This window comes from Desmospora activa DSM 45169, assembly GCF_003046315.1.
Taxonomy (GTDB): Bacteria; Bacillota; Bacilli; order Thermoactinomycetales; family DSM-45169; genus Desmospora; species Desmospora activa.
The window spans coordinates 2040081-2062447 of the sequence record NZ_PZZP01000001.1; the positions used below are offsets into that span (position 1 = coordinate 2040081).

Below are 22367 nucleotides of genomic sequence, written 5' to 3' on the forward strand. Positions count from 1 at the left end.
CGGATCGACTCAATTGTGTTTGATAAATTGGAAAGTAAATCGGATCTTGTGACGATGATCCGGCTCTCGCACGTTAAAGTCGAGCGCAAATATTTGCATTTGTTCACCAAAATGATTAATATACTGCATTTCTTGGATCACTGGCTCCACTATAGATGGATCAAAATGAATATGAAGATGCGGTTTGTTCGCTGAAGTATTCACACCCGGTCCCGATTTTCCCGCAACCGCTCTCCCCGTCTCGTCGGGGTCATTTCTGGTCCCCAGCCCCGCGATGCCTGTCAGTGTAAAGCTGCCAGCCCCCTCTGCTTCTGGCGGAAAGGTTGTGATAAAGCGCTCCGTAATCGACTCCGGTTTCGCGGTAAAAACAAAGGTATCTTCCAATATCAGCGTCGGTTGCTCGCCTTTCTGCCATAAAAACCGTCTGCCTAACCGCATGAGGGTTGGAATGGGATAGACAGCGGCGATATTGAGGGAAAACACATCCTCATCCTTGCCGATGACGATCTCTTCAAGATGGGAACGACAAGTGGCACCTTCGCTTTGATGGTGGCCATCGATGATCGGCAGCGAATGCCCTTGGGAACCGTTGCATAAAAGCGAATATCGCTCAGAACCAAAATATCCGGCGGTATACATGCCACAGCCGATATCGGCGAAAAAAGTTTCCCCGTCCCCATGAAGAATAAAATGTCCCACATCGTTGTGGTTATGGGGTTCCCCATTATGCCCGCCTTTTGCTGCAAAACTGTAATAGCGTCCATCCCGCACCTGTCTGGAGATCAACCATTGTACATGGTTGAAGTAAAAACTCGCCGCTTGCCACGGCTGTCCTTTTTCTGCGGGATGAAACCAGAGCAAATCCCGAAAAGCCGACGCCCATCTGCTACAGTGGTCATTCGTATACGATGCGCGTTGATTGATCTCAGGAACTTCTACATCCGGATAGATACTATTTAAGTAATGACTTAACCCCAATAAGATGCGCCCTTGCGGAAGGGAGTCTGAAAAATTGACGACACTCGTTCTACTTAGAAAACATTTTTGTTGAAACAACGCGATTTGATGAACTTTTTTGGAAGAGAACAAATCGATTTCTCCAGCGCTTCTCTTTTTTAGCAGGTCGGCAAAATAGACAAAGAAGCCAAAGCCATATTGCCAATAGCCATATCCTTCTCTACATGCGCCATCATCTCCAAATCCACTTAAATAAGCCTGAATCGCCGTCAACACCCGTTCCAAGATAAGGGCTAAATCATTGGGATCATCGATGAGATGCAGCGCAGCAGCCCCGATCGATCCCGCACACACCGCCGACCAATTGTGAGTCGCATTCTCCCAGGCAAACGGTCCATGGCGGATAAAGGGCCAAAATATGCGGCGGTAAACCTCCTCCTTGATCCGATTTTGCAGCAACTGCGGTAAAAACGGCTCTGTCAACCGCATGATTTCGCTTAAAGCAAACCCCGTTTCCGCTGCAAACAAATCGATCGTCACCGGATCTGCCGGCGATTCTCCCGTTACAGCTGTCAGTGAATAGCGGGTATCTGCCCTCATTTCCGGACAGCCCTGCAAATGAGCGGGAAGGCACCAGGTGTATTCGTGGCAAATCGACCATACGATGTCGGAAAGCCCCTCCCGATATTCTCGCTTCTCCGGCTCCAGCAAGGAGAGAAGGGCAAACGTGTTTAAACGGTTTCGCCTCGCAAAATATACGCGCTCATATTCCAATCTGGAACCCGTTTCCGCAAACAGACGAAAAAGGGAATAGGTTAACTCCGGCGTTGCCTCACCCTGAATCCTTGCCCCTTCCCGTCGGATCTCATCCACCATCGGTTGATAGGATGGGGATGTATTTACGTTTCGCCACCACAACTCCTGCTGTTTTTTATCAGCGAATAAAAGAGTCTGTCGTGTATGCGGATGGGACTTCAAAATGTTTCTGATTTGATTACGATTCATGTTTCACCCCCTCCCTCATTCACTTTCTACTCTCTGTATTCAACCGGAGTAAAGCCGACATGGGCCTTAAACGTTTTGCTAAAATAGCTTTGATTGTCGTAGCCGAGCAGCTCACATATTTTCCCGACTGAATAACTGGTCTGATCAAGCAGTTCCTTCGCCCGATTGATTTTCATTCGTGTGACATATTCAATAAACGTCTCACCGGTTTCTTTCTTAAACAACCGACTAAAATAACTGGCATTTAAATAAAGGTGGTTGGCCACTTCCTCCAAGGTAATCCTTTTATGCAAATGAAGGTTGACATAGCGGCAGGCTTCCCATACCTCCACCCTTCTGCTCCGATCCAAAATCGTCGTTGCAACGGCGATCACTGTGAGGAAGTATTCGACTAACCAATCGTGAAGTTCCGCTAAGGTGTCGATCGCCACGACTTCTCGATGCAAAATATCCGCGTGATCAGCAGAACGAAAATACTGCAGCGACTGCATTTTCAATTTTAGATCCAACAAAAGCTTTAATATCCAGTCTTTCACCGTTTCTGGAGGAAACGCTTTCTCTCGTAACAATGTCATCCACTGTGAAACCGTCGGATCCACCCGGTTTGATTTTTTTCGGATCAACATCTCCCGAAACTGGCGATTGGCTTGATCATACCAGGAAAATAAATCGTCCTCGGCAAAGGAGAGGCATCGCCTCTTTTCAATCCCCCCTCTTTCCATGTAAAAGTGTTGACTGCTGCTTAATAGCAAGTCGGTCAACCCCCCTTTCAGTTCCTCCGGAGTTTGACACAGATCCCCCAGTATAAACGACATCGAGATGCTTAATGATCGCTGAAAGCCGATCTGTATGTTTTGCGCCAGCGCGATCGCATCATCATAGGGGGTTGCTTTTAAGTTGATGGGAACCGGGTTTAACAAGAGCGTTCTCCTGCCATATGGGATTGTAACCGTTTTCAAACCATCGTTGCTAATTACTTCAGCCATCACATTATCGATGGCAAAGCGCATGCGATCATCCGAACGAAAACGCCGTTGGATGGAGCGATAACCGTCTATCATACCCACCATCGGTAAATAAGCGATACCCTCATCAAAGCGGATGCCATACGTTTCTGCTTCCAACTTCCACTGATTCCGATCAGTGATTCCTTGATCAACCGTCTCCCGGATAAACCTTTCTTTTATCGTCGCTTGACTGCGATCCGCCATCGTCTCCAGTTGAATTTGTTTCAGTTGCAAGATTTTCTCCTGCTCCAAGCTTTCTTTAAATTGATGAAGTAGTTTGTACAAATCACCGGGATCAAGGGTATCCTTTAACAGATAATCCTGTACATATAGCTTTAACGCCTGTTGGGCATAGTGAAACTCACTGTGGCAGGATAAAATAGCAACACGCAATTCCCGCTTTTTCTCCCTAAGACGCTGGATCAAATCCAACCCGTTCATTCGGGGCATCCCGATATCGGTAATAAGAATGTCCGGCATGGCGCGGGCTGCGGCTTCCAGGGCAGTGGCCCCATTTTCATAGGTCCCTTGCAGCACCATGCCCAGTGACTCCCAATCGATCGCTTCCGATAGAAACTCCAAAACAGGGTAATCATCGTCCACCAGCATCACCTTATACAATGGAATGCGCCTCCTCCATCGGAATCAACAGTGTAATGCGTGTGCCCTTTCCCTGTTCGCTATCCATTTCCATTTGAAATGAATCGCCATATGTCATGTGCAACCGTTCATACACATTGGCCAATCCGATACCGGAAAACCCTTTGCGCGAATCCACCTCCCCATCCGGTCGCTCCCTTCCACAGGCGATTTTTTGGCGAAGCGCTTGTAAATCCGCTTGATTCATCCCCTCACCGTTGTCCTCCACCATAACGACAAGTTGTCGATTCCTCACCCATGCACGCAGAACAATCATCCCCGCAGACTGATAAAAGGCGTGAATCAGCGCATTTTCAATCAGGGGTTGCAGAAAAAAACGGGGAACCGGCATCATAGCAGCATCTGTGGTAACATCGATATCGAGTGCCACCTTCTCTTTTTGTCTCATATTCATCAGGCGGACATAGTCCCGAATCGTCTCCACCTCTTCGTGAAAACCGATACTCCCTTTATCTCGGCTGATGGTCATCCGCAATAGTTTGGAGAGAGAGCTGATCATTTCCGCACTTTCCCGATCTCCCTTGCCCATCATTTTCATACGGATGGAATTAAGCACGTTAAACAAAAAATGTGGATTGATTTGTGCCTGCAGCATCAGCAATTCCGCCTTACGCTTTCGCATCTCTGTCACCGTAATCTCATCGATCATCGCTTTCACTTTATCTAACATCAAATCAAAGGATAAACCCAGCTGTCCGATTTCATCCGGCCCGCGAATATGGGAGCGAACCCCCAACTCGCCGCGCTGCACTGTGTTGGCAACCTTCCCCAAACGAACAAGCGGTTTGGTAAAGCGTTGTAGTATATAGAGCAGCAAAAGTAGAAACGTAAAAAAGGACCCCAGTTGAAACAAAAACACTCGATTGAAAATCGTATTAATTTTAAATACTGCTTTCTTATAGGGGGTAAGCGCAACAAGCGTCCAGCCGGAGTAAGGCAGCGCATGCCCGCTGACCAGATAGTTCTCACCATCGATCGGGATAATGCGAGAACGATTTCCCTCGGATATTTGATGGAGATACGGAAAGTACTTTCCGATTTGTGCACCGTTTGGATGAGATAAGATCCGTCCGCCGGAATCGACCAGCATGGTTTCCTGATCAAGCGGGGCATTTGCAAATATTTGATTGACTTGGTTTTCCAATATCGTCACGATCACATATCCGTATATCCCCGCATCTCCTTCGCGCAGGGTGCGAGCAAGGGAGATCTGATAGGGATTATTGCGCTGTTCCGATCGAAAAACAGTTGGGGTTGACCCAATCCAGTGAGATTCAAATCCGTATAAACGATTGAGGCGGTCAAACCACGGCTCTGCCATGAGATCGGTAGGGTGATAGTCATAGACGGGATAATTGGTATAAAACGTGCCGTTCTTCAACAGAATGGTGACATAACATTTTTCACCGCCAAGGGTGAGATGATCGATTTTATCGGTTACTTTGCTGCGATCCATAAACCGCTCATATTCCCCATCCGGACCGTTAACGATTGGATCGGATGCAGACTCTTTTAGAATGGCATTCATTTCCGCATCCATTTGGACGTAGTTGGCGATATCCAGCATATAATTGAATAGATGAGATACATATCCGTTTACCAGTTGCAGCGATTCCTGCGAATTGGTGACCGCTTGTTCTTTGATGGCATTTTTGGTTAAGGAATTGTAGATCATAAGCGAAAGACAGGCGGGGATCAGGATACACGTCACAGCAGCAAACATGAGGTTCAATCGAAAAGAGCGCGGCAACCTCATTTTACGCAGCCGTTTCCACATCGCTCGTTCTCCTCAAAGGATGCAGGGATACAGCTTGATGCTGTACCCCTTTTCTTTTTTGTGGATTACTTCTTATTGCTATCAATGATTGTTTGTACCCGTTCCTGTGCTTGTCGGATAGTAGTATCAAGATCTTGTTTGTCGAAAATAAGCTTCTCATACTCTTCGTTAAGCACTTTGTAAATTTCAGCTTGATAGGAGACCGGCGGTGTCATTTTAGCCGCTTTCGCTTCAGATTGCACCTTTACGAGAGATTCTTTGTCCACTTTTTCCGGGTTTTCCGTCGTTGCCAATATGTCATCGACAAGCTGGTCCAACTCATTCGTCCCCACCTTATTCCAAGAAGGAATGTTTTTCCCTTGGATTAGCTGCCCTTCTGTCGTATACCAGCGAATAAATTGATAAGCTTCTTTCGGATGGTTCGATTTGGCGGCTACCGCCATATAGTCAGTGGTGACGGGTGCGTAGCCAACCGGGTCGTCTTCCTCATTTTGGGGGTATGGTGCAACCGCTACATCAAACCTTAACGGAAACTGCTCCGTCCCTCCCAATTCGGTATTCATCCAACTTCCGATCATAATCATACTCGCTTCTTGGTTAAAAAATTGCGCCCGGTAATGCAACTTTTGCGAGAGCATCGCTTCATAGGGAGTAGAAGATTGATCCTCCTTCTCCATTTTGAGTCGCATTTCCAGCGATTTTCGGAAGAGCGGGCTGTCCAGATTGGAGCTGCCGTCGGCTTTTAAAAATTCGGTTTGATCCGGTTGATTGCCGAGGGCCAGCTTTAAAAACTCCATCCATCCGCCACCTTGTGGACCATGAAAATAGACACCGTAACGCTTATTTGCCCCTTCTCCTTTTGTCAGCTTTTTGGCGTAATCCATCATTTCATCCCAGGTCCAGTCTTGGGGCACCGCCAGTCCCGCCTCATCCAAATGGTCTTTGTTAAGAAGGACATACCAGGGATTAAATTTGCCCGGAAGTGCATAAACGTGTCCATCGAGTTGGGTGTCCACCTTATATTCCTCTTGCACTTGATAGCCATCCTCCGCAATCAAGTCATCCAGTGGCGCTACCATACCCATACCAACGCGCTGGGCGTAAGAGGCCGGATCACTAAACATCAACACATCCATCTCCTCACCAGATGCAGCAGCCAAATCAAGCTTTTTCATCGCTTCCTGTGTATCCCCTTTCTCGCTCAAAATGACGAGATTCACCTTGATATCGGGATACTCTTTCTCAAAAGCCGCAATCGTCTCTTTCCAATTATAACTGGCCTCATTTCCATGGGTGTGGAAGCGAATCGTGACTTTACCGTCTTGTGAACCCTCAGCCGCATCATCGACCCCACAACCGGCAAACAACGCCACCACCATGACTGCGCTGAGTAAAACACTCCAAGCTCTTTTCCTCATGTTCATCCTCCAATGTTTGTTGCTATCTCTTTGTATACGCTTACATTTTGTGATGATTATAACAACATACATCCGGTTGTGGATGGTCGTAAATTTACCCTTTTATTATTATTTTGACTTTTCTTCCGTCTATCCTTTTACGCCTCCAACATTAATCCCGTCAATGACACTCTTTTGGCCAATGATAAAGATGACCAGCAGAAGGATGATACCGGAAACCGCAGCAGCCATGTTTAAGGAATAAAACTCCCCGTTGATGGTGGTAAACTTCTGGATCGCCAACTGGATGGTATACAAGTGATCCGTTCGCAAAAAGATCAGCGGGTTGAGGTAGTCATTCCAGGTCCAGATAAAACGCAAGATCGCATACGTCGCCACCGCGGGACGTACAATCGGCAGCGCAATCTGCCAAAATATTCGCCAATGCCCGGCTCCGTCGATTTTGGCGGATTCGATATACTCATCGTGGACGCCCATAAAAAATTGACGTAGCATAAAGGTTCCCAACACACTAAAACTGTTTAACAGGATTAAGCCGAGATGACTATCAAACAGGCCGATCGACCGATAAAGGATAAACTGTGGCACCAGGATCGCCTGCTGTGGAATCATATAGGTGGCCAGCACAATAAAAAAGAGCCACTTTCCGGCGGCAAATCGGATCTTAGAGAATCCATAAGCGGCGAAGGTGGAAACCGCACAGGAAATCAGTGTGGTTAGCACCGACACCTTAATGGAGTTCCAGTAATAAAGGGAAAACGGATAGGGACCAAACCAAACTTCCTTGTAGTTGTTCCAAGCATTCCAGTTCTTTGGAATCCATTCGATCGGGAAAACAAACACATCCGCTTCAATCTTAAATGAGGTAGAGACCATCCATAAAAACGGAGACAAAAACAGCATACTGAAGGCAAACAGAAGCACTGTTAACAATCCTTTTTTCCAATCGAATATTTTTAGCATCGGACCCTGCCTCCTTAGTCGATCACCCATTTCTTTTGAATCACCCATTGCAATAACGTCACACCCAACACACAGCTGAACAAAATCATAGCGATCGCAGAAGCATATCCGATTTCCAGATTGACAAAAGCCGTCTCATATAAATACCAGACCAATACACTGGTTGACTGAATCGGCCCGCCTTGAGTCAAAATGGCGATCAGATCAAACACCTTAAAGGTCGATATAATCCCAGTGATCAGCAAAAAAAACGAGGCACGGGACAGAAGCGGAACCGTGATTTGTCTAAATTTGACCCATGCATTGGCCCCATCGATTTCGGCAGCTTCGTACAAATCTTTGGGAATGGTCTGTAAGCCGGCAATATAGACAACCATGTTAAAACCAATCGAGATCCAAATGTAAATCAGCATAATCGAGGGCAGCGCAAATGCCGGATCTGCGATCCATTTGGGTGGATTCTGGATGCCGAGAGCCAGCAAAAACTGATTGATCGGACCAGCGGAGGGATGAAACAAGACCTGCCAAACCACCGCCACCGCCACCACGCTGGAAATGTAGGGCATAAAAAAAGCCACTTTAAAAAAAGCTTTTCCATACACATAGCGATCGATCAAAATGGCGAGTACCAACGCAATCACCATATAAATCGGAATGGCGAGAAGAAAGATGAGATTGTTGAAGAGCGCGGTCACAAAGGATGGGTCCTGGATTAGACGTTGGAAATTATTAAACCCAACCCAGGTGAGTCCCTCGATCCCGGCAACAAAGTTCCATTCAGAAAAACCGAGGATCAGGGTAGCCACAATCGGCAGCAGGGTGAGGACGGATACTCCTGTCAGCATCGGCGCAACAAACAGCCATCCCGCCATCGTCTCTTTTCGCTGTAGGGAGCCTTTACGCCGTTTCAGCGATGTCTTTCTTGTCATAATCGGTGTATGCGATTCCATCGAAACACCTCATCTTTCCAGGTAGTGCTCCCATTATCAAAGAAACCTCGCAAAAATGCTTCATTCTATTTTGATCGGAGTAAAACAATTTTGACTTTATTTTCACGGCAACCGGATATGGTAAAAGGATTCTTGCCAATAGTAAAAATATTTATATTATAGTAGAGCGAATCGTGGTACGATCAATGGCGGGAAGCATAGAACCAACCGTCTGTTCGATTGTCAATCCTGATACAAGGAGTGTGTTCAATGAATCAAACCCGTGCGCTCTCCCTCACTTTATCCCTGCTGCTGCCTCTGTCTGGGGCTTTTTTCACATGGGGCACACCGAGTGCCATCTCGGCAACCGATTCAGATGCAGAAACGACCACCGTCCATATCGATGGCACGACCGAAGGGCGGGTATGGGAGGGGCTTGGATATGTCTCCTCCAGCGGCTCCAGTAAACTATTGATGGATTATCCAAAAGAACAGCAGCAAGACATTATCGACTTTTTGTTTAAGCCTGATTTCGGTGCTGGCTTAACCCATTACAAAATGGAGATCGGCAGCGATGTCAATTCCTCCTCCGGTACCGAACCCAGTCACATGCGTTCCCGCACCGACTTTGACATCACCCGTGGATCGGGCTTATGGTTGGCGCAAAAAGCGAAAAAAGCCAATCCCGACCTGTTGCTTGACGCCCTGCGCTGGGGAACGCCAAAGTGGGTGGCAGAAGGGAATCGGGATGACAAGTACCTCTATTATAAAAATTTCCTACAAGGCGCACGGGATCATTACGGACTGGAGTTTGACTACCTCGGACCGGATCAAAATGAAGGCGCCTTTGATCGGGACTGGGTGGTGGATATATTACGCCCTCGCTTCAATCGGGATGGCTTTGCCGATGTGAAGTTTGTAGCCAAAGACGCCGTCGGTTCCAACTGGTCTATCGCCGCCCAGACCAAGCAGGACCCTGCCTTAAACGAGGCGATCGACGCCTTTGGTGAGCATTATACCTTTACCAGTACCACCGATGCTCAAGCCAGCAACAAACCGCTATGGCACAGCGAGGCGCGCCCCCCGCTACGATCCGCCGGTATGAGGGGCAGCATTGGCGCGTTGGAGGACGTAGCCAAAGGGATCATGGCAGCGTATGTAAACGGTAAGATGACAAAAGTGGAGTTTCAGCCCTTTTTAGAATCCTGGTATGACAATGTGGTCTATAACACCAAGGGTTCATTGATCGCAGATAAACCATGGTCCGGCCATTATGAAATCGGTAAAGGCGTATGGATCGCAGCCCACTTTACCCAGTTTGCCAAACCAGGTTGGAAGTTTATCGACAGCGGCTCTGCTGTCGGTTCCACTTTTAATTATGTCACCTTAAAAAAACCGGATAACAGCGGAAACTATAGCACTATCATCACCAATGTAACAGCCAAACCACAAACCTATACCTTTCACTTATCCGGCGGTCTTTCCACCGACCCTGTCCACGTGTGGCGAACCAATGAAAAGGAAGATTTTGTTCAATTGAACAGCATCAAACCGAAAAACGCCACTTATAGCATCACAATTGAACCTTACTCGTTATATTCCTTAACCACCACAACAGGTCAGCAAAAAGGAAAGCCCAAACATGGATTTCCAAAAAACAAAAACCTGTCGCTCCCCTATACAGACAACTTTAACCGGTACAATATCGGCAACCAACCGCCATATACGATGGACCAAGGCGGCGCTTTTGAGATCGCAAAAATCGGCAAAGAGGGGAAGGCTTTGCGACAGGTGATCACCTCCAACATCAAACCGGTCGACTGGGTGTACCGGAATTCTCCCAATCCGTATACGATTCTGGGTGATAGCGAGTGGACCAATTATTCCGTGAGCAGTGATGTCTCGTTGGAAGGAAATCGAGATGGATATGTATTTGTCGCAGGTAGAGTCGTGGATAATCCATCCGGCCATGTGCCTCCCCTGGGTTATAATCTAAGACTATCCGGCGATGGTTCATGGGAGTTACGAAGAGGGGACACCGTTTTAAAGGATGGAAGCCTAAAGTCATTCGATCCGGCCCAATGGCACCGGATCAAACTAACCTTTATCAATCAAACCATTCAGGCTTCCATTGACGGAAAAGAAATCACACGCGTGGATGAAGGAATCGGTGGTCTTGCCAGCGGCATGATCGCTCTCGGTAGCGGTTATCATTATGCCAGCTTTGACAATCTGCGCGTTGAGGCTATCGATGCTCAAACCCCTGTCTTCAGTAAACGAATCGATGATGTAGATTCCTCCATTCAATACGAGGGTGAGTGGAAGCACGTCCATGACTCCTATATCCACTACAAACGAACCTTGAGCAAGGCGACCGCTGGCGATGTGATCCAGATTGATCATACCGCACTCGGAACGGACCTACACCAATTTGATTTTGAGGGCAGTTGGAATCACGGCAGCAATGACAGTTGGTCCAATCAGACGGACGCTACTTACCAAGTGAGATTTGAAGGCAAACAGGTCAAGTTATATATGATCAAAGCACCTAATCATGGGATCGCCGCCGTCTCCATTGATGGAGGGCCGGAGACCGAGGTGGATCTTTATTCCCCATCCCGACAAGAAGAAGCTTTGGTCTATACAAGCCCGGACCTGCCCCCAGGGGAGCATCGCGTCAAAGTGCGCGTCACAGGCGATAAAAATGAAAGCGCCACCAACAGCTGGATCATGGCTGACCGTATAGTAGTTAAGACCGGCGTCATGAAACAGGCGGAATTTACCCAACCCTTTCATGGCTCCGGCATCTCCATCATCGGTGTTACCACGGATCATCTACTGTTTGACGTCTATGTAGACGGAAAGCTTGTGCAGAAGATTCACAAAGAAAACGCACCCAAGGGAAATAAACGGGTACTGTATCAAATTACCGATCTTCAGCCTGGCAAACATCACCTCAGACTCATCGCAAAATCGCCGTTACAGTTGGATGCGTTGGAAGTGATGGAAGCCACATCAGCAAAAGGTTCCGGTCGACCGTGAAGGAAAGAGACTGAAGAAGGCACCATGGCCTCCAAGGTGTGTCAGACGTCAGCTTAGTCTAAGGGTGTCGACTGCGCCATCCCATACCGTCTAACTATGTTGACATGTACCAACATGGACAAACCGTGCAACTATTGGAAGTGTCTGAGTAATACCCGTAAGTTGATTCCGACCTGGTGTTATCCAACCGCACCAGGCCTACTAATAATGTGCAATAAAGGGGATTTGATTGATGAAGCCAGATTTACCGATTTCTCGCAATCCACTTCAGACGAGAGCGGACTTCATTTACGCATTGGAACAAATCTGCCGTCCCTTAAAACCTTATTACAGCAAAGAGTGTGCACGCCTTCACCTAGGCAATACCAGTGCTGGCTACCCGGATGCCATCGCGGAGATGGAGGGTTTTTCACGTGTGCTTTGGGGGCTTGTCCCGCTCATGGCAGGTGGTGAAACATCTCCGTTATGGGAGTTTCATCTGCAAGGGATCAAAAACGGGACCAACCCCTACCATGAGGAATACTGGGGAACCATCCAAGATTATGATCAGCGTATCGTCGAAATGGCGGCGTTTGGTCTAGCCCTTGCCCTTATCCCGGAAAAAATTTGGGAACCGTTAACCAGCCAGGAAAAGGACCATCTCTCCGCATGGCTCAATCAGATCAACCACCATCAAATCCACGATTGTAATTGGCTCCTTTTTCTTGTACTCGTCAATCTGGGCCTCAAAAAAGTAGGTGCTTCCTATGATCGCGAAAAAATGGCGAAAAACTTAAACCGCATCGATCAATTTTATCTCTCCAGCGGTTGGTATGCAGATGGTGAGAACGCTCACTGTGACTACTACACTTCTTTTGCCATTCATTATTACAGCCTGATTTACGCCAAGCTGATGGAAGCCGAAGACCCGGAGCGAGCCAAGCGCTATAAAGAAAGGGCAAAAATCTTTGCTCACGATTTTATCTATTGGTTTGCGGCAGATGGATCTGCCATCCCTTATGGGAGAAGTCTCACCTATCGCTTTGCACAAGCGGCTTTTTGGAGCGCCCTGGTGTTTGCGGAGGTGACACCCTTTCCCTACGGTGTGATGAAGGGTTTGATCCGAAACCATCTGCGTTGGTGGTTAAAGCAACCCATTTTTAATCCCGATGGCACACTGTCCATCGGGTATACCTATCCCAATCTGATCATGGCGGAAAACTATAACGCACCGGGATCCCCCTATTGGGCTTTAAAAACCTTTTTGCCGCTAGCGCTTAAGCCAGAGCATCCTTTTTGGCAAACGGAAGAATCACCCCTTCCCCCGCTAAAAGCTCAATCCGTACAACATTCTCCACACTTGGTACTGTGCCGACAGGAAGAAAAAAACCATGTACTCGCCTTTAATTCTGGTCATCCCTCTACCAATGCCCACACTCATACATCGGCCAAATATGAGAAGTTCGTCTATTCTAATCGCTTTGCCTTTAGTGTGCCACGAGGAGAATGGGGGCTAGAGCAAGGCGCCTTTGATTCCATGCTGGCCGTCAGTGAAAACGATCAATTATACCGCGTCAAACGAACCTGTGAGGAGTATCAAATCGAAGGCTCAATTATCTATAGCAAATGGAGACCATGGGCAGATGTCGTGATCCAAACCTGGCTGGTGCCCGGATCCCCTTGGCATATCCGCATCCATCGCATTGAGTCAAAACGGGCTTTAGACAGTGCTGAGGGCGGTTTTGCCTTGGGGATAACAGATGAACACAATCATCCAATCGACCTCATACAAAATAAAAAAGAGTTGTTAGCCGTATCCGCGCAAGGGGCAAGCGGGATCAAAATCTTATATGGTGACGGAAAATCGAAACTGACCTATCCCCATGCAAATACCAATCTCATTCACGCTCGTACCGTACTTCCCACTGTCATTACCACCATCACACCCGGCATTGAGTGGCTTGCCTCCGCCGTCTTTGGCGAACCAGATGATGATCGCGATCATTATCACTGGGATCACGCTCCGTATCTGAGAGTGGAAAACGATGCGATGATCCTGTATACAAACGACTCCGACTCCCCCGTTTTTTGTCAAAAAATGGACTAGGGCAGAATGATTCAATGATTGCTAAACCCCAAGCATGTTCGCTTGGGGTTTAGTATTAAAGTTACATGAGATTATGGGGTTCAAAATAGAGAAAGCTTTTACATTAACTTTTTCAATTGTTTCAATACTACTGCTCACTTCACCCGCGCAACGCCAAGACCGTCACCGATGGTCCAGACCGTGGCATCCAGGCGCGGATCTTGTGATAACCGCTCATGAGCCTGAAGTAATCCCTCCACATCCGGGTCATCCTCACCCTCCGCGAAAATGCGATCGGCCAAAAAAAGATTATCCAAAGCGATCACCGCTCCCGGTTCCGCCAACTGGATCGCTTGCTCCAGATAAAAGGGGTATCCTTTTTTATCCGCATCAATAAAAAAGAAATCAAACCGTTCCCTTGCTTCCCGCAGGGAGACCATACTCTCCTTCGCATCTCCAACCCGATAGGTTACCTGATCCACCAACCCCGCTTTAGCCACATTTTCTTCGGCAAAAGCGGCATGTTTCGCTTCCAATTCCAAGGACAGTAGTTTCCCTTCTGCCGGTAAAGCGCGGGCCATCCAGATCGCACTGTAACCTCCTAGTCCGCCTACTTCTAATATCCGCTTAGCACCGCTGAGGCGAACCAGCCAGTTTAGCGTATATCCCACCTCCGCCGGAACAGAGATTTGGGGCATCCCCCGCTCCTCCAGTCCCGGTCGAATTGAGCGCAACACTTCATCCTCACGAATATAATGTTCACGTACAAACTGGCTTCGCTCCATCATGATGCTCCTTTCGTAAAAAGGTAACCTGCTCTCTTAAGTCTTTGTATACGTGATCGTCATTTGAAAATCCTTTTTCCGCGTAAATCGAAAAACCACCACATTAAATGTGGTGGTTTTGATGTGGAGCGGATGAAGGGAATCGAACCCCTGCCGTCAGCTTGGGAAGCTGAAGTTCTACCATTGAACTACATCCGCGTGGTGACAAATTTATCATAGCATGGACCGGGTTAAAAAACAAGCATTTTCTTAAAAAAATTTAGAACCATTTTAAAGGAAATTATATTTTGATTATGGTTGAGAAACCACCATTTCAATGGTGGTTTTCAATTGGAGCGGATGACGGGAATCGAACCCGCGTTACCAGCTTGGGAAGCTGGAGTTCTACCATTGAACTACATCCGCGCGATGGATTTTCATTTTATCATGAAATATCATAGAAGCGCAAGTGATTTTTAATAAAACAAACACAAAAAACCGCCCTGAATTGGGCGGTCTTCAATGAGTCATCCTTCGCTCAAAAACCCGTTATTGGGGCGATAAAAGCTGTCAGAATGATGGAGACAACTCCAATTCCAACGGCCCACATCCCCCACCGACTTCCGCGGCGAGCGCTAATGATACCTAGAACGATCCCGGCGGCTCCCAACAGAAAAGGAACCATGAAAAAGGAGAGCACGGACAACACAACGCTGAAGATACCTAGTCCACGGCCAGCTTCACCCGCTTGGTCCGCATCACCATCCCGTTCACGTTCGATTGGACCGTCAACAGGAGCCGTCTCCGTCGCTGCTTCCATCCCCCACCGATCGCCATAGGCGTTACGGTCGTCCCGGATGCGGTTATCCTGGCGATCAACCCAAGCCTCTTCGCCAAACTCCACTTCATCAACGGCACCCGGAACCCCTTCTGGAAATACCACTTCATCCGCAGCAAAACCAGGTTCGTTGGCGAATTCAACTTCATCCGCCGAACGGTCAATACGGGCTTCATTGCCATGATTAACATCCTGATGGCGATGGTGTTTATTTTTCTTTTTCTTTTTATGGTGCGCCATTTTGATTATGCCTCCCCTCTAGCGGGTTGCCATTAGTATGTACATCCTACTGCGTGCTGATCATGTCAGTTTGCACCAGCTACATTTGGCGTAGATCCAGAAAGATACGAACTAATTCCAATCGTGTATTTCACGTGATATATCTTGTTTAGGCGAAAGGCGAATGCTAAGATGGAATCGTCAGTTTTAATTACATAACACACACATGTGAATGAACTCACAATAGATGGCAATGAAAAACACCAGGGAGAGGATCGCATGGAGTGGAAAAACATCTTTCGTGGGCTGGTTATGGGGATCAGTGACTTAATTCCGGGAGTAAGTGGAGGGACGATCGCCGTCGTTCTTGGGATTTACGATCGCTTACTGGAAGCGATCAGCGGTTTCTTTAGCAGAGAATGGAAACGATACATCGGCTTTCTGTTGCCCTTAGGGATGGGAATTGGGTTGGCGCTGTTATTATTAAGCCGCCTAATTCAATATCTTCTCGATGAACATTTTATGCCGACTCAGTTTTTCTTTATCGGTTTGCTCCTTGGGGTGATTCCTTATCTGGTGAAACGGGCGGATGCAAAACATAATTTCACCTTTAAACATTGGATCGTACTATTGATCGCTGGAGCTTTAATTGCTTCTATGGCTTTTACAAACTCTGACAAATCAGGTGAGCCGATGACATCATTGTCACTTTTATCGGCAGTGGGCTTGTTTTTCTCCGGTTGGCTCGCCAGCATGGCCATGCTTCTCCCCGGAATTAGTGGCTCTTTTATCTTGCTTCTCCTCGGTGTTTATCCAACAGCGATCCATGCCTTGTCTACCTTAAATATTCCCTTTATCGCCATCATCGGAGCCGGAGTTGCCGTCGGTTTTATCGTAAGCAGCAAATTTATCCGGTATTTATTGGCCCAGTTTCCCTATATGATGTACGCCATTATCATCGGTTTGATCTTGGGTTCCACCTTTGTCATTTTCCCCGGATTTGCCAATAATCTTGTGACGATGGTGATCAGTATTATCACTTTTGCATTGGGATTGACGCTTACGGCTCTTTTTAGTACCAAAAACAAAGACTAACAGACATCGAAATAAAAAACCGACCCCTGCTGGGAGTCGGTTTTTCCATTGTATTACTTATCCTTCGATTTCTACATTTTTATAATCGTTTGGGCCTACATTGTGACGGAGTACGCCTTTCACATTTTCCTGCTCCAAGATAACATTGTTGTAATAAAAGAGCGGGAACATCGGCACTTCTTCCAACAAACGCTCTTCCGCTTGATGTAGCAGATCCATCCGTTTTGCTTCATCGTTTTCTCCGTTTGCTTGCTGTAGCAACTGATCGTATTTCTTATCGCTCCATCCGGTTCGATTCATGGGGTGATCAGTTGTAAAGCTTTCCAAGTAGTTATAGGGATCATTGTAATCGGGAAGAATAGTGGAGCGTGACAGCGAAAAGTCCAATCCTTTTTGCTCATCAAAGAAAACGCCCACTTCCCGGGCTTGTAAGCCCACTTCTACACCAAGGTGTTCACGATACATCTCCTGGATAGCCTCCGCTATTTTTTTATGCTGATCATCCTTGTTATAGAGGATCTCCACTTTGGGCAGTTTGTTCCACCCTTCTTCTTCCATTCCTTCTTCTAACAACTTCTTGGCTTCTTCAAACTGGGCATCTTTTAGTACTTCTTTTCCACCCTCACGGAAATCACCCGATTCCGTCACCGTTCCTGGAGCGACAAAGCCCAAGGCAATCTGTTGTTGTTTTTGCGTCACATTGTCAACAATCGCCTGTCGGTCCACCGCCAGTGCAAACGCTTGTCGTACTTTCTTATTGGTAAAAGGTTCAACGGTCGTGTTAAAGCGGTAAAACTCCAACCCAGAAGAGTCTGCCACTCTGGCTTCCCCTTTTTCGATGAGAGAGCCCATTAGATCCGGGGGCGCATCATCGTCCGCGATATGCAAATCCCCCTTCTTAAACAATTGATAGATCGTGGTCTTGTCTTCCACCATCGACCATTCGACTCCACTTAATTTGACAGCATCGGCATCGCGGTAATGTTCGTTTTTGCTCGCCGTGATCTTGTTTTTATGTTTCCAACCCGTCATGGAGAAGGGGCCGTTACTAATGTATTCATCCGCTTCTGCAAACGCTTTGTCATTGCCTTCTACACTAGCTTTATGGACCGGTGAGAAGACAGAATACGAGGTTAACTCCTCAAAAAAAGGCGTCGGCTGCTCCAACTCCACTACCAGTGTTTTTTCGTCCTCGGCCTTTACTCCCACTTCATCAGCCTCTGCTTCTCCAGCATTATACGCTTCACCGTTTTTGATAAAATACATCAAGAATGCCGCGCCGGAGGCAGTTTCCGGATCGAGTACCCGTTTCCAAGCGAACTCAAAATCTTCGGCGGTAACAGGATCACCGTTGGACCATTGGAGATCATCCCGCAATGTAAAGGTATAGGTTAGTCCGTCATCAGATACTTCCACATTTTCCGCCGCTGCCGGTTGCGGTTTTTCATTCTCATCCAGACGCATTAAGCCCTCAAATAAGTTATAAACCACTTCCATCGAGTTGGAATCAAAGGCTTGTGCCGGATCGAGGGAAGTGGGCTCTCCATTGCCCAAGTTAAGCTTCAAGACTTGGCTACCATCGGCATCGGAGTCGCCCCCGCCTCCGCAGGCACTTAAAAATAAACTGACCATAAGAATCAATGTGAGTAATCCACGACCACCTTTTTTCAACAAATGTGGAACCCCCTTTAAGATTGATACATGATTAGCATATGAACGAATTTTCGCGATCAGACAGCCAAACTCCTCTTTTTTACGTTAGAATTGAAAGAGAATCGACAATATTGCATCAAAGTTGAGGAGGTACCTATGAACGTTCAAATCGCCACTCACCCTGTTGTACTGGTATGGCGTCACCCCGAGAAAGTACGAGGGGTGGATCAGTCGATTGTGACTAATCCGCCGGATATAACCGCTTGGTTGAAAAAGATGAGCCTGGAAGAACGAAAAGGCTTAACCGGCTTGTTGGATACGCAAGTATTATACGGCGAACCGGTACAAGTGTTGGAAGAGCAAAATGGATGGTCGCGTGTGGTCGTCCCAGAGCAACCCACGCGGCTGGATGAAAGGGGATATCCCGGTTGGATCGTGTCGGCACATCTGAGCAGCCATGATGAATACATACGTACATGGAAAAAAGGCCCCTTGGCCCATGTAACCGCCAAAATGACGACAATACGCATGGAGGACGGATCCAACCTTTCTTTAAGTTATCTAACACGCCTCCCCCAGATCGGCGAACAAAACGGCAATATCTCCGTTCTCACCCCTGATGGCAAAGTCGGATACTTACCTGTGAGCGATGTGATCGTCAGTCCGCAACTTCCTGTGACGAACCCCGCTGCACGCATTGCCGACGCTCATCGTTTTCTCGGCCTCTCTTATCTGTGGGCAGGGATGTCTGCTTATGGTTTTGACTGTTCCGGCTTGATGTATCGGCTCTTTCAGGCGGGAGGCATCCGCATTCCCCGTGACGCCAGCGACCAATGCCGTTCCGGTCAATCGGTTTTCCGCGATGAACTGGCAGCGGGAGATCTCGTTTTTTTTGCCTATGAACAAGGAAAAGGAGCCGTTCACCATGTCGGCATGATGGTGGATCACGCTCGCTTTATTCATTCCCCTCGTTCAGGGTTGCCCATTCAAGTCAATACATTGACAGAGGAGCCTTATCACACCGAATGCTGTGGTGGGGCACGTTATGATCTCGGGTAGGGATTTTTGCAAGCGAAGTTTCTTTGCTGCGCCACTCAGCGGAAGTCCCAAGGCGGGAAAAAGCGGGTAACTTGTTTGAGCGATAGCGAGTTTTACCCGCTCCCGTCTTTGGGGACTGGAGCGGACAGTTCTCTACTTCTTCGCAAGCAGCAAGAGCACGCAGTCTCAAAAACCCCTACCACACCTGTATCTATGTCCCATTCATCGCCATCGGCAGAGCAAATCGATAAACCGATCTTGTAAAAGCTCTCCGTGTTCATCTTCCGCTAACCCATTGATTAAAAGAGAAAAGATTAACACAGGCAGACCACTCTGCAAGAGATAACCCGTCAAGGTGCGAACACCGGTAAGGGAGCCGGTCTTAGCGGCAATCGTCAGCGGTACCTGCGGAAGAGGACGGTCTTTTAAGGTGCCACTGATGCCGTAACGAGCGAGGCTGTCAATCCAAACCTGGCGATGGGGTCTTGCCAACATCCTGTTCATCCAGGTTGCCAACGCATACGGTGTTGCGGCATTATGACTGGATAAACCGGAGCCGTCTACTTGTCGTGACGGCGGTTTCACTCCTTGCTCGCTCCAGTAGCGGGAAAGCAGTTCCAATCCCCGCTCCTGCGAAAAAGTTCCGGTATCATCCCGTCCCAGCGTCCGCAACAATATCTCTGCCGTCAGATTGTCGCTGTCTCCATTTACTCGTGTCAGCAGGGTTGCCAAAGGCTGGGATGGTTGAATCCATACTGCTTCCCCACTGCGATAAGGAGCAAAATCGATCAGCGGAAAACGATCCACCTGGATACCCGCTTCCCGACATGAATGGGAGAACATTTCGACAAAAAAGCGTGGAGCGGAAGCAACCGCTCCCTCCACTTCAGGCTCTTGCGGTGAAAGTGTCCCCTGAAGGAAAAAGTGATTGCGATGCTTTTTTCGCCGAACAACGATATCGGTAGGATCATCACCATCCCAGGTTACATCGGCATTCACTTGTACATCCGCCTGGGCCGGTTCCCATTTCCATATTGGAGAATCCCCTCCGGGCTCGGCAAAAAAGCGAATGCGATTTCCTTCCATCACCAAGCTGCTTACAGGAGCAGTAAACCCTTCGTCCAGATCATCCCACATCCAGCCCGGTCCCCATACTGGATCGGGATTGATGGAACAGTCGATGTAAAAACGGCGAATCCGTTTTAGCCCCGCTCGTTTCATCACTTCCGCAACAGCAGCACTTTGAACGAGATCAAAGCCAGGATCACCACCGCCTCGAATCCAGCAAGCCTCTTCCTCCCATGAAAAGTGGGTCTCCCACTGAAAAGTGGGCCCCAATCGATCCAGCGCCACACCCGTCGTCCATAATTTTTGGTTGGAAGCGGGCACAAACCATTTATGGTTATCCTGCTCCCATATCACCCGTCCACTCGGTTCTAAAACCGAGCAACCGATCCGTGCTCCGTATTCGCCATAAGCTCTTTCCCACTCCGTCAACAGGGCACGAAATTTCTCTCCGTTCATGTTTTCGCCCCAGATATCGGTGTAAGATGACGGTCTAAGTATTTGTAGATCTTTCCGACCAAATTGCGATTCCAACCGCCTACATCCCAGATTTGTCCTCGAATCGCAACGTGAACATCGACCGCAATCCGAATCGGAGTCATGGCTACCGGCGTGATCACCACATCATGGGTGATTCCCAGCGTTCCGCGATATTCCAACATCACCTCTCCCCGCTCCTCATCAACGTGAACAAGGCGAAAAATCGTTTCCTCCGCCGGAAGTTTACGAATCCGTTCTAATACCTCCCGTAACGATCCTTTATAATAGCGCGTCTTTAAGTCGGGCTCTTTGGATTGATCCTTTGTTACGGTCACTCCGCTGATCATTCTTCCCCATCCGGACATCAGATCCCCCTCTTTCGCGATCTTCTAGTTTTATCGATGCATCATTTGCTCCAACCGTTCCAATCGACGCAAAATATCCTGAATGGTCGGATCCTGTTGTCCATTGGATAGTCCACGCTTTCCGTCTTTCTTGGTCCGTTTCAATTCTTCCTTCAACTGGTGGTTCTCTTCCAGCACCGCCTCATAATTTTTAATGATGAGATCCAAAAAATGGTTCACTTCATCTACATCATAGCCCCGGAGGGAAGTTTTAAAGTCTTTATCAAAGATATCGCGTGGTGTTAAACGTTGCATGAGAAACTCCTCCGTATCGATGATTTCTTTTTGTTCACTAAATTCTAATGGTGAACAAATAACAGGGGTATATGCTCACGCGTCTTACTTATTTTATCACATGTCTAAAATGATGGAGATGGACTCCCGATAAAAAAGCCCCCGATAGGGGGCGAGGCTGCTGACAAATTATATTGGAAAAGGGAAGCGATTTTCGGCGTAGCCCACCTTATCATTAGTCAGCCCTTTAGCGCGAAGCAGGGAAGGTGCGTTGAACCAGATCCATAAAGTTATCCATCAAACCGGCGATGGGGCGACCATTGCGGACATCTCGTGCATAATCACCCAGTTGACCAACAAAGTCCGGGTTGGCGGATACCAAAACGCGGTTGATATTGGGATCTGCCTGGCGAACTCTTTTGGCGACCTGATCTTTTACTTTATTGGTCATGCCACCGTTATAATCTTTTTCAAATACGACGCCGACATAGGCGGTACGACCGACCAACATCACCGTTGCGGAGTCAATCGTGTCAAGATCGGCAACCCGATCCGCCACATGATCAGCCACCCGCATCGTTTGCGCCGGTCGGGTATCACGAGTCGGAGTCGGTGCCGTACGTAAGCGACGGGTTTGCTGTTGCATCTCCTGTTGTGTCTGCGGGCGCTTTTGTACTGCACAACCGGTGAAAAAGAGAGAGAAAGCCGTCACAACGACGGTCCACTTAATCAATGAACGCATATTGTACACTCC

Annotated in this window: 17 protein-coding genes and 2 tRNA genes; 4 read left to right on the forward strand and 15 right to left on the reverse strand. The window is 47.9% G+C overall.

The window, feature by feature from the left end:
- Positions 1-9: 9 nt before the first annotated feature.
- From C8J48_RS09930 to C8J48_RS09955, 6 genes are all read right to left on the reverse strand, one after another.
- Positions 10-1962: a heparinase II/III family protein gene (locus C8J48_RS09930; protein WP_107726387.1), complete on the reverse strand. Its 1953-nt coding sequence runs from the start codon at positions 1960-1962 to the stop codon at positions 10-12.
- A 26-nt stretch (positions 1963-1988) separates the two neighbouring features.
- Positions 1989-3581, reverse strand: a complete 1593-nt coding sequence (locus tag C8J48_RS09935) for a response regulator transcription factor (RefSeq protein ID WP_245891208.1) — start codon at positions 3579-3581, stop codon at positions 1989-1991.
- 1 nt (position 3582) lies between these two features.
- Positions 3583-5406, reverse strand: coding sequence for a cache domain-containing sensor histidine kinase (locus tag C8J48_RS09940; protein ID WP_107726392.1), 1824 nt, complete (start codon positions 5404-5406; stop codon positions 3583-3585).
- A gap of 65 nt (positions 5407-5471) precedes the next feature.
- Entirely contained in the window at positions 5472-6824 is a 1353-nt protein-coding gene (locus C8J48_RS09945) for an ABC transporter substrate-binding protein (RefSeq protein ID WP_107726394.1), read from the reverse strand.
- A 129-nt stretch (positions 6825-6953) separates the two neighbouring features.
- A complete protein-coding gene (locus C8J48_RS09950) occupies positions 6954-7787 on the reverse strand; it encodes a carbohydrate ABC transporter permease (RefSeq protein WP_245891119.1) in 834 nt (277 codons plus the stop codon).
- A 14-nt stretch (positions 7788-7801) separates the two neighbouring features.
- The gene (locus C8J48_RS09955) at positions 7802-8737 is read right to left on the reverse strand and encodes a carbohydrate ABC transporter permease (protein ID WP_107726398.1); all 936 of its coding nucleotides are present in this window, start codon (positions 8735-8737) and stop codon (positions 7802-7804) included.
- A gap of 249 nt (positions 8738-8986) precedes the next feature.
- Here C8J48_RS09955 and C8J48_RS09960 point away from each other — a divergent pair, with 249 nt between their 5' ends.
- Both C8J48_RS09960 and C8J48_RS09965 read left to right on the forward strand, forming a co-directional pair.
- Positions 8987-11758 carry a hypothetical protein gene (locus C8J48_RS09960; RefSeq protein ID WP_107726400.1) on the forward strand — a complete coding sequence of 924 codons (2772 nt, stop codon included), beginning with the start codon at positions 8987-8989 and terminating at the stop codon, positions 11756-11758.
- A 232-nt stretch (positions 11759-11990) separates the two neighbouring features.
- Positions 11991-13844 carry a DUF2264 domain-containing protein gene (locus C8J48_RS09965; RefSeq protein WP_107726402.1) on the forward strand — a complete coding sequence of 618 codons (1854 nt, stop codon included), beginning with the start codon at positions 11991-11993 and terminating at the stop codon, positions 13842-13844.
- A 134-nt stretch (positions 13845-13978) separates the two neighbouring features.
- On the opposite strand, the gene C8J48_RS09970 is transcribed toward C8J48_RS09965, so the two are convergent.
- The 4 genes from C8J48_RS09970 to C8J48_RS09985 all read right to left on the reverse strand — a co-directional run bounded on the left by C8J48_RS09970 (position 13979) and on the right by C8J48_RS09985 (position 15665).
- Entirely contained in the window at positions 13979-14608 is a 630-nt protein-coding gene (locus tag C8J48_RS09970) for an O-methyltransferase (RefSeq protein WP_245891120.1), read from the reverse strand.
- 124 nt (positions 14609-14732) lie between these two features.
- Positions 14733-14806: transfer RNA gene (locus tag C8J48_RS09975), tRNA-Gly, on the reverse strand.
- 133 nt (positions 14807-14939) lie between these two features.
- Positions 14940-15013: transfer RNA gene (locus C8J48_RS09980), tRNA-Gly, on the reverse strand.
- A gap of 112 nt (positions 15014-15125) precedes the next feature.
- Positions 15126-15665 carry a hypothetical protein gene (locus C8J48_RS09985; protein WP_107726406.1) on the reverse strand — a complete coding sequence of 180 codons (540 nt, stop codon included), beginning with the start codon at positions 15663-15665 and terminating at the stop codon, positions 15126-15128.
- 258 nt (positions 15666-15923) lie between these two features.
- On the opposite strand from C8J48_RS09985, the gene C8J48_RS09990 reads away from it, so the two are divergent.
- The gene (locus C8J48_RS09990; protein WP_107726409.1) at positions 15924-16739 is read left to right on the forward strand and encodes a DUF368 domain-containing protein; all 816 of its coding nucleotides are present in this window, start codon (positions 15924-15926) and stop codon (positions 16737-16739) included.
- A 57-nt stretch (positions 16740-16796) separates the two neighbouring features.
- Here C8J48_RS09990 and C8J48_RS09995 read toward each other — a convergent pair whose 3' ends face one another.
- Positions 16797-18413 (reverse strand): peptide ABC transporter substrate-binding protein, encoded by a 1617-nt coding sequence (locus C8J48_RS09995; RefSeq protein WP_342748244.1) that lies wholly within the window; start codon positions 18411-18413, stop codon positions 16797-16799.
- A gap of 135 nt (positions 18414-18548) precedes the next feature.
- Here C8J48_RS09995 and C8J48_RS10000 point away from each other — a divergent pair, with 135 nt between their 5' ends.
- Positions 18549-19451, forward strand: coding sequence for a C40 family peptidase (locus C8J48_RS10000; RefSeq protein ID WP_107726411.1), 903 nt, complete (start codon positions 18549-18551; stop codon positions 19449-19451).
- A gap of 201 nt (positions 19452-19652) precedes the next feature.
- Here the strand turns inward: C8J48_RS10000 and dacB are convergent, their stop codons facing one another.
- From dacB to C8J48_RS10020, 4 genes are all read right to left on the reverse strand, one after another.
- Positions 19653-20954 carry a D-alanyl-D-alanine carboxypeptidase/D-alanyl-D-alanine endopeptidase gene (dacB, locus tag C8J48_RS10005; RefSeq protein ID WP_107726412.1) on the reverse strand — a complete coding sequence of 434 codons (1302 nt, stop codon included), beginning with the start codon at positions 20952-20954 and terminating at the stop codon, positions 19653-19655.
- A complete protein-coding gene (locus tag C8J48_RS10010) occupies positions 20951-21340 on the reverse strand; it encodes a hypothetical protein (RefSeq protein WP_107726415.1) in 390 nt (129 codons plus the stop codon). The genes dacB and C8J48_RS10010 overlap by 4 nt, the downstream gene beginning before the upstream one ends.
- 30 nt (positions 21341-21370) lie before the next feature.
- Positions 21371-21634 (reverse strand): DivIVA domain-containing protein, encoded by a 264-nt coding sequence (locus tag C8J48_RS10015; protein WP_107726416.1) that lies wholly within the window; start codon positions 21632-21634, stop codon positions 21371-21373.
- A gap of 226 nt (positions 21635-21860) precedes the next feature.
- A complete protein-coding gene (locus C8J48_RS10020) occupies positions 21861-22355 on the reverse strand; it encodes a YhcN/YlaJ family sporulation lipoprotein (RefSeq protein ID WP_107726418.1) in 495 nt (164 codons plus the stop codon).
- Between the last annotated feature and the right edge of the window lie 12 nt (positions 22356-22367).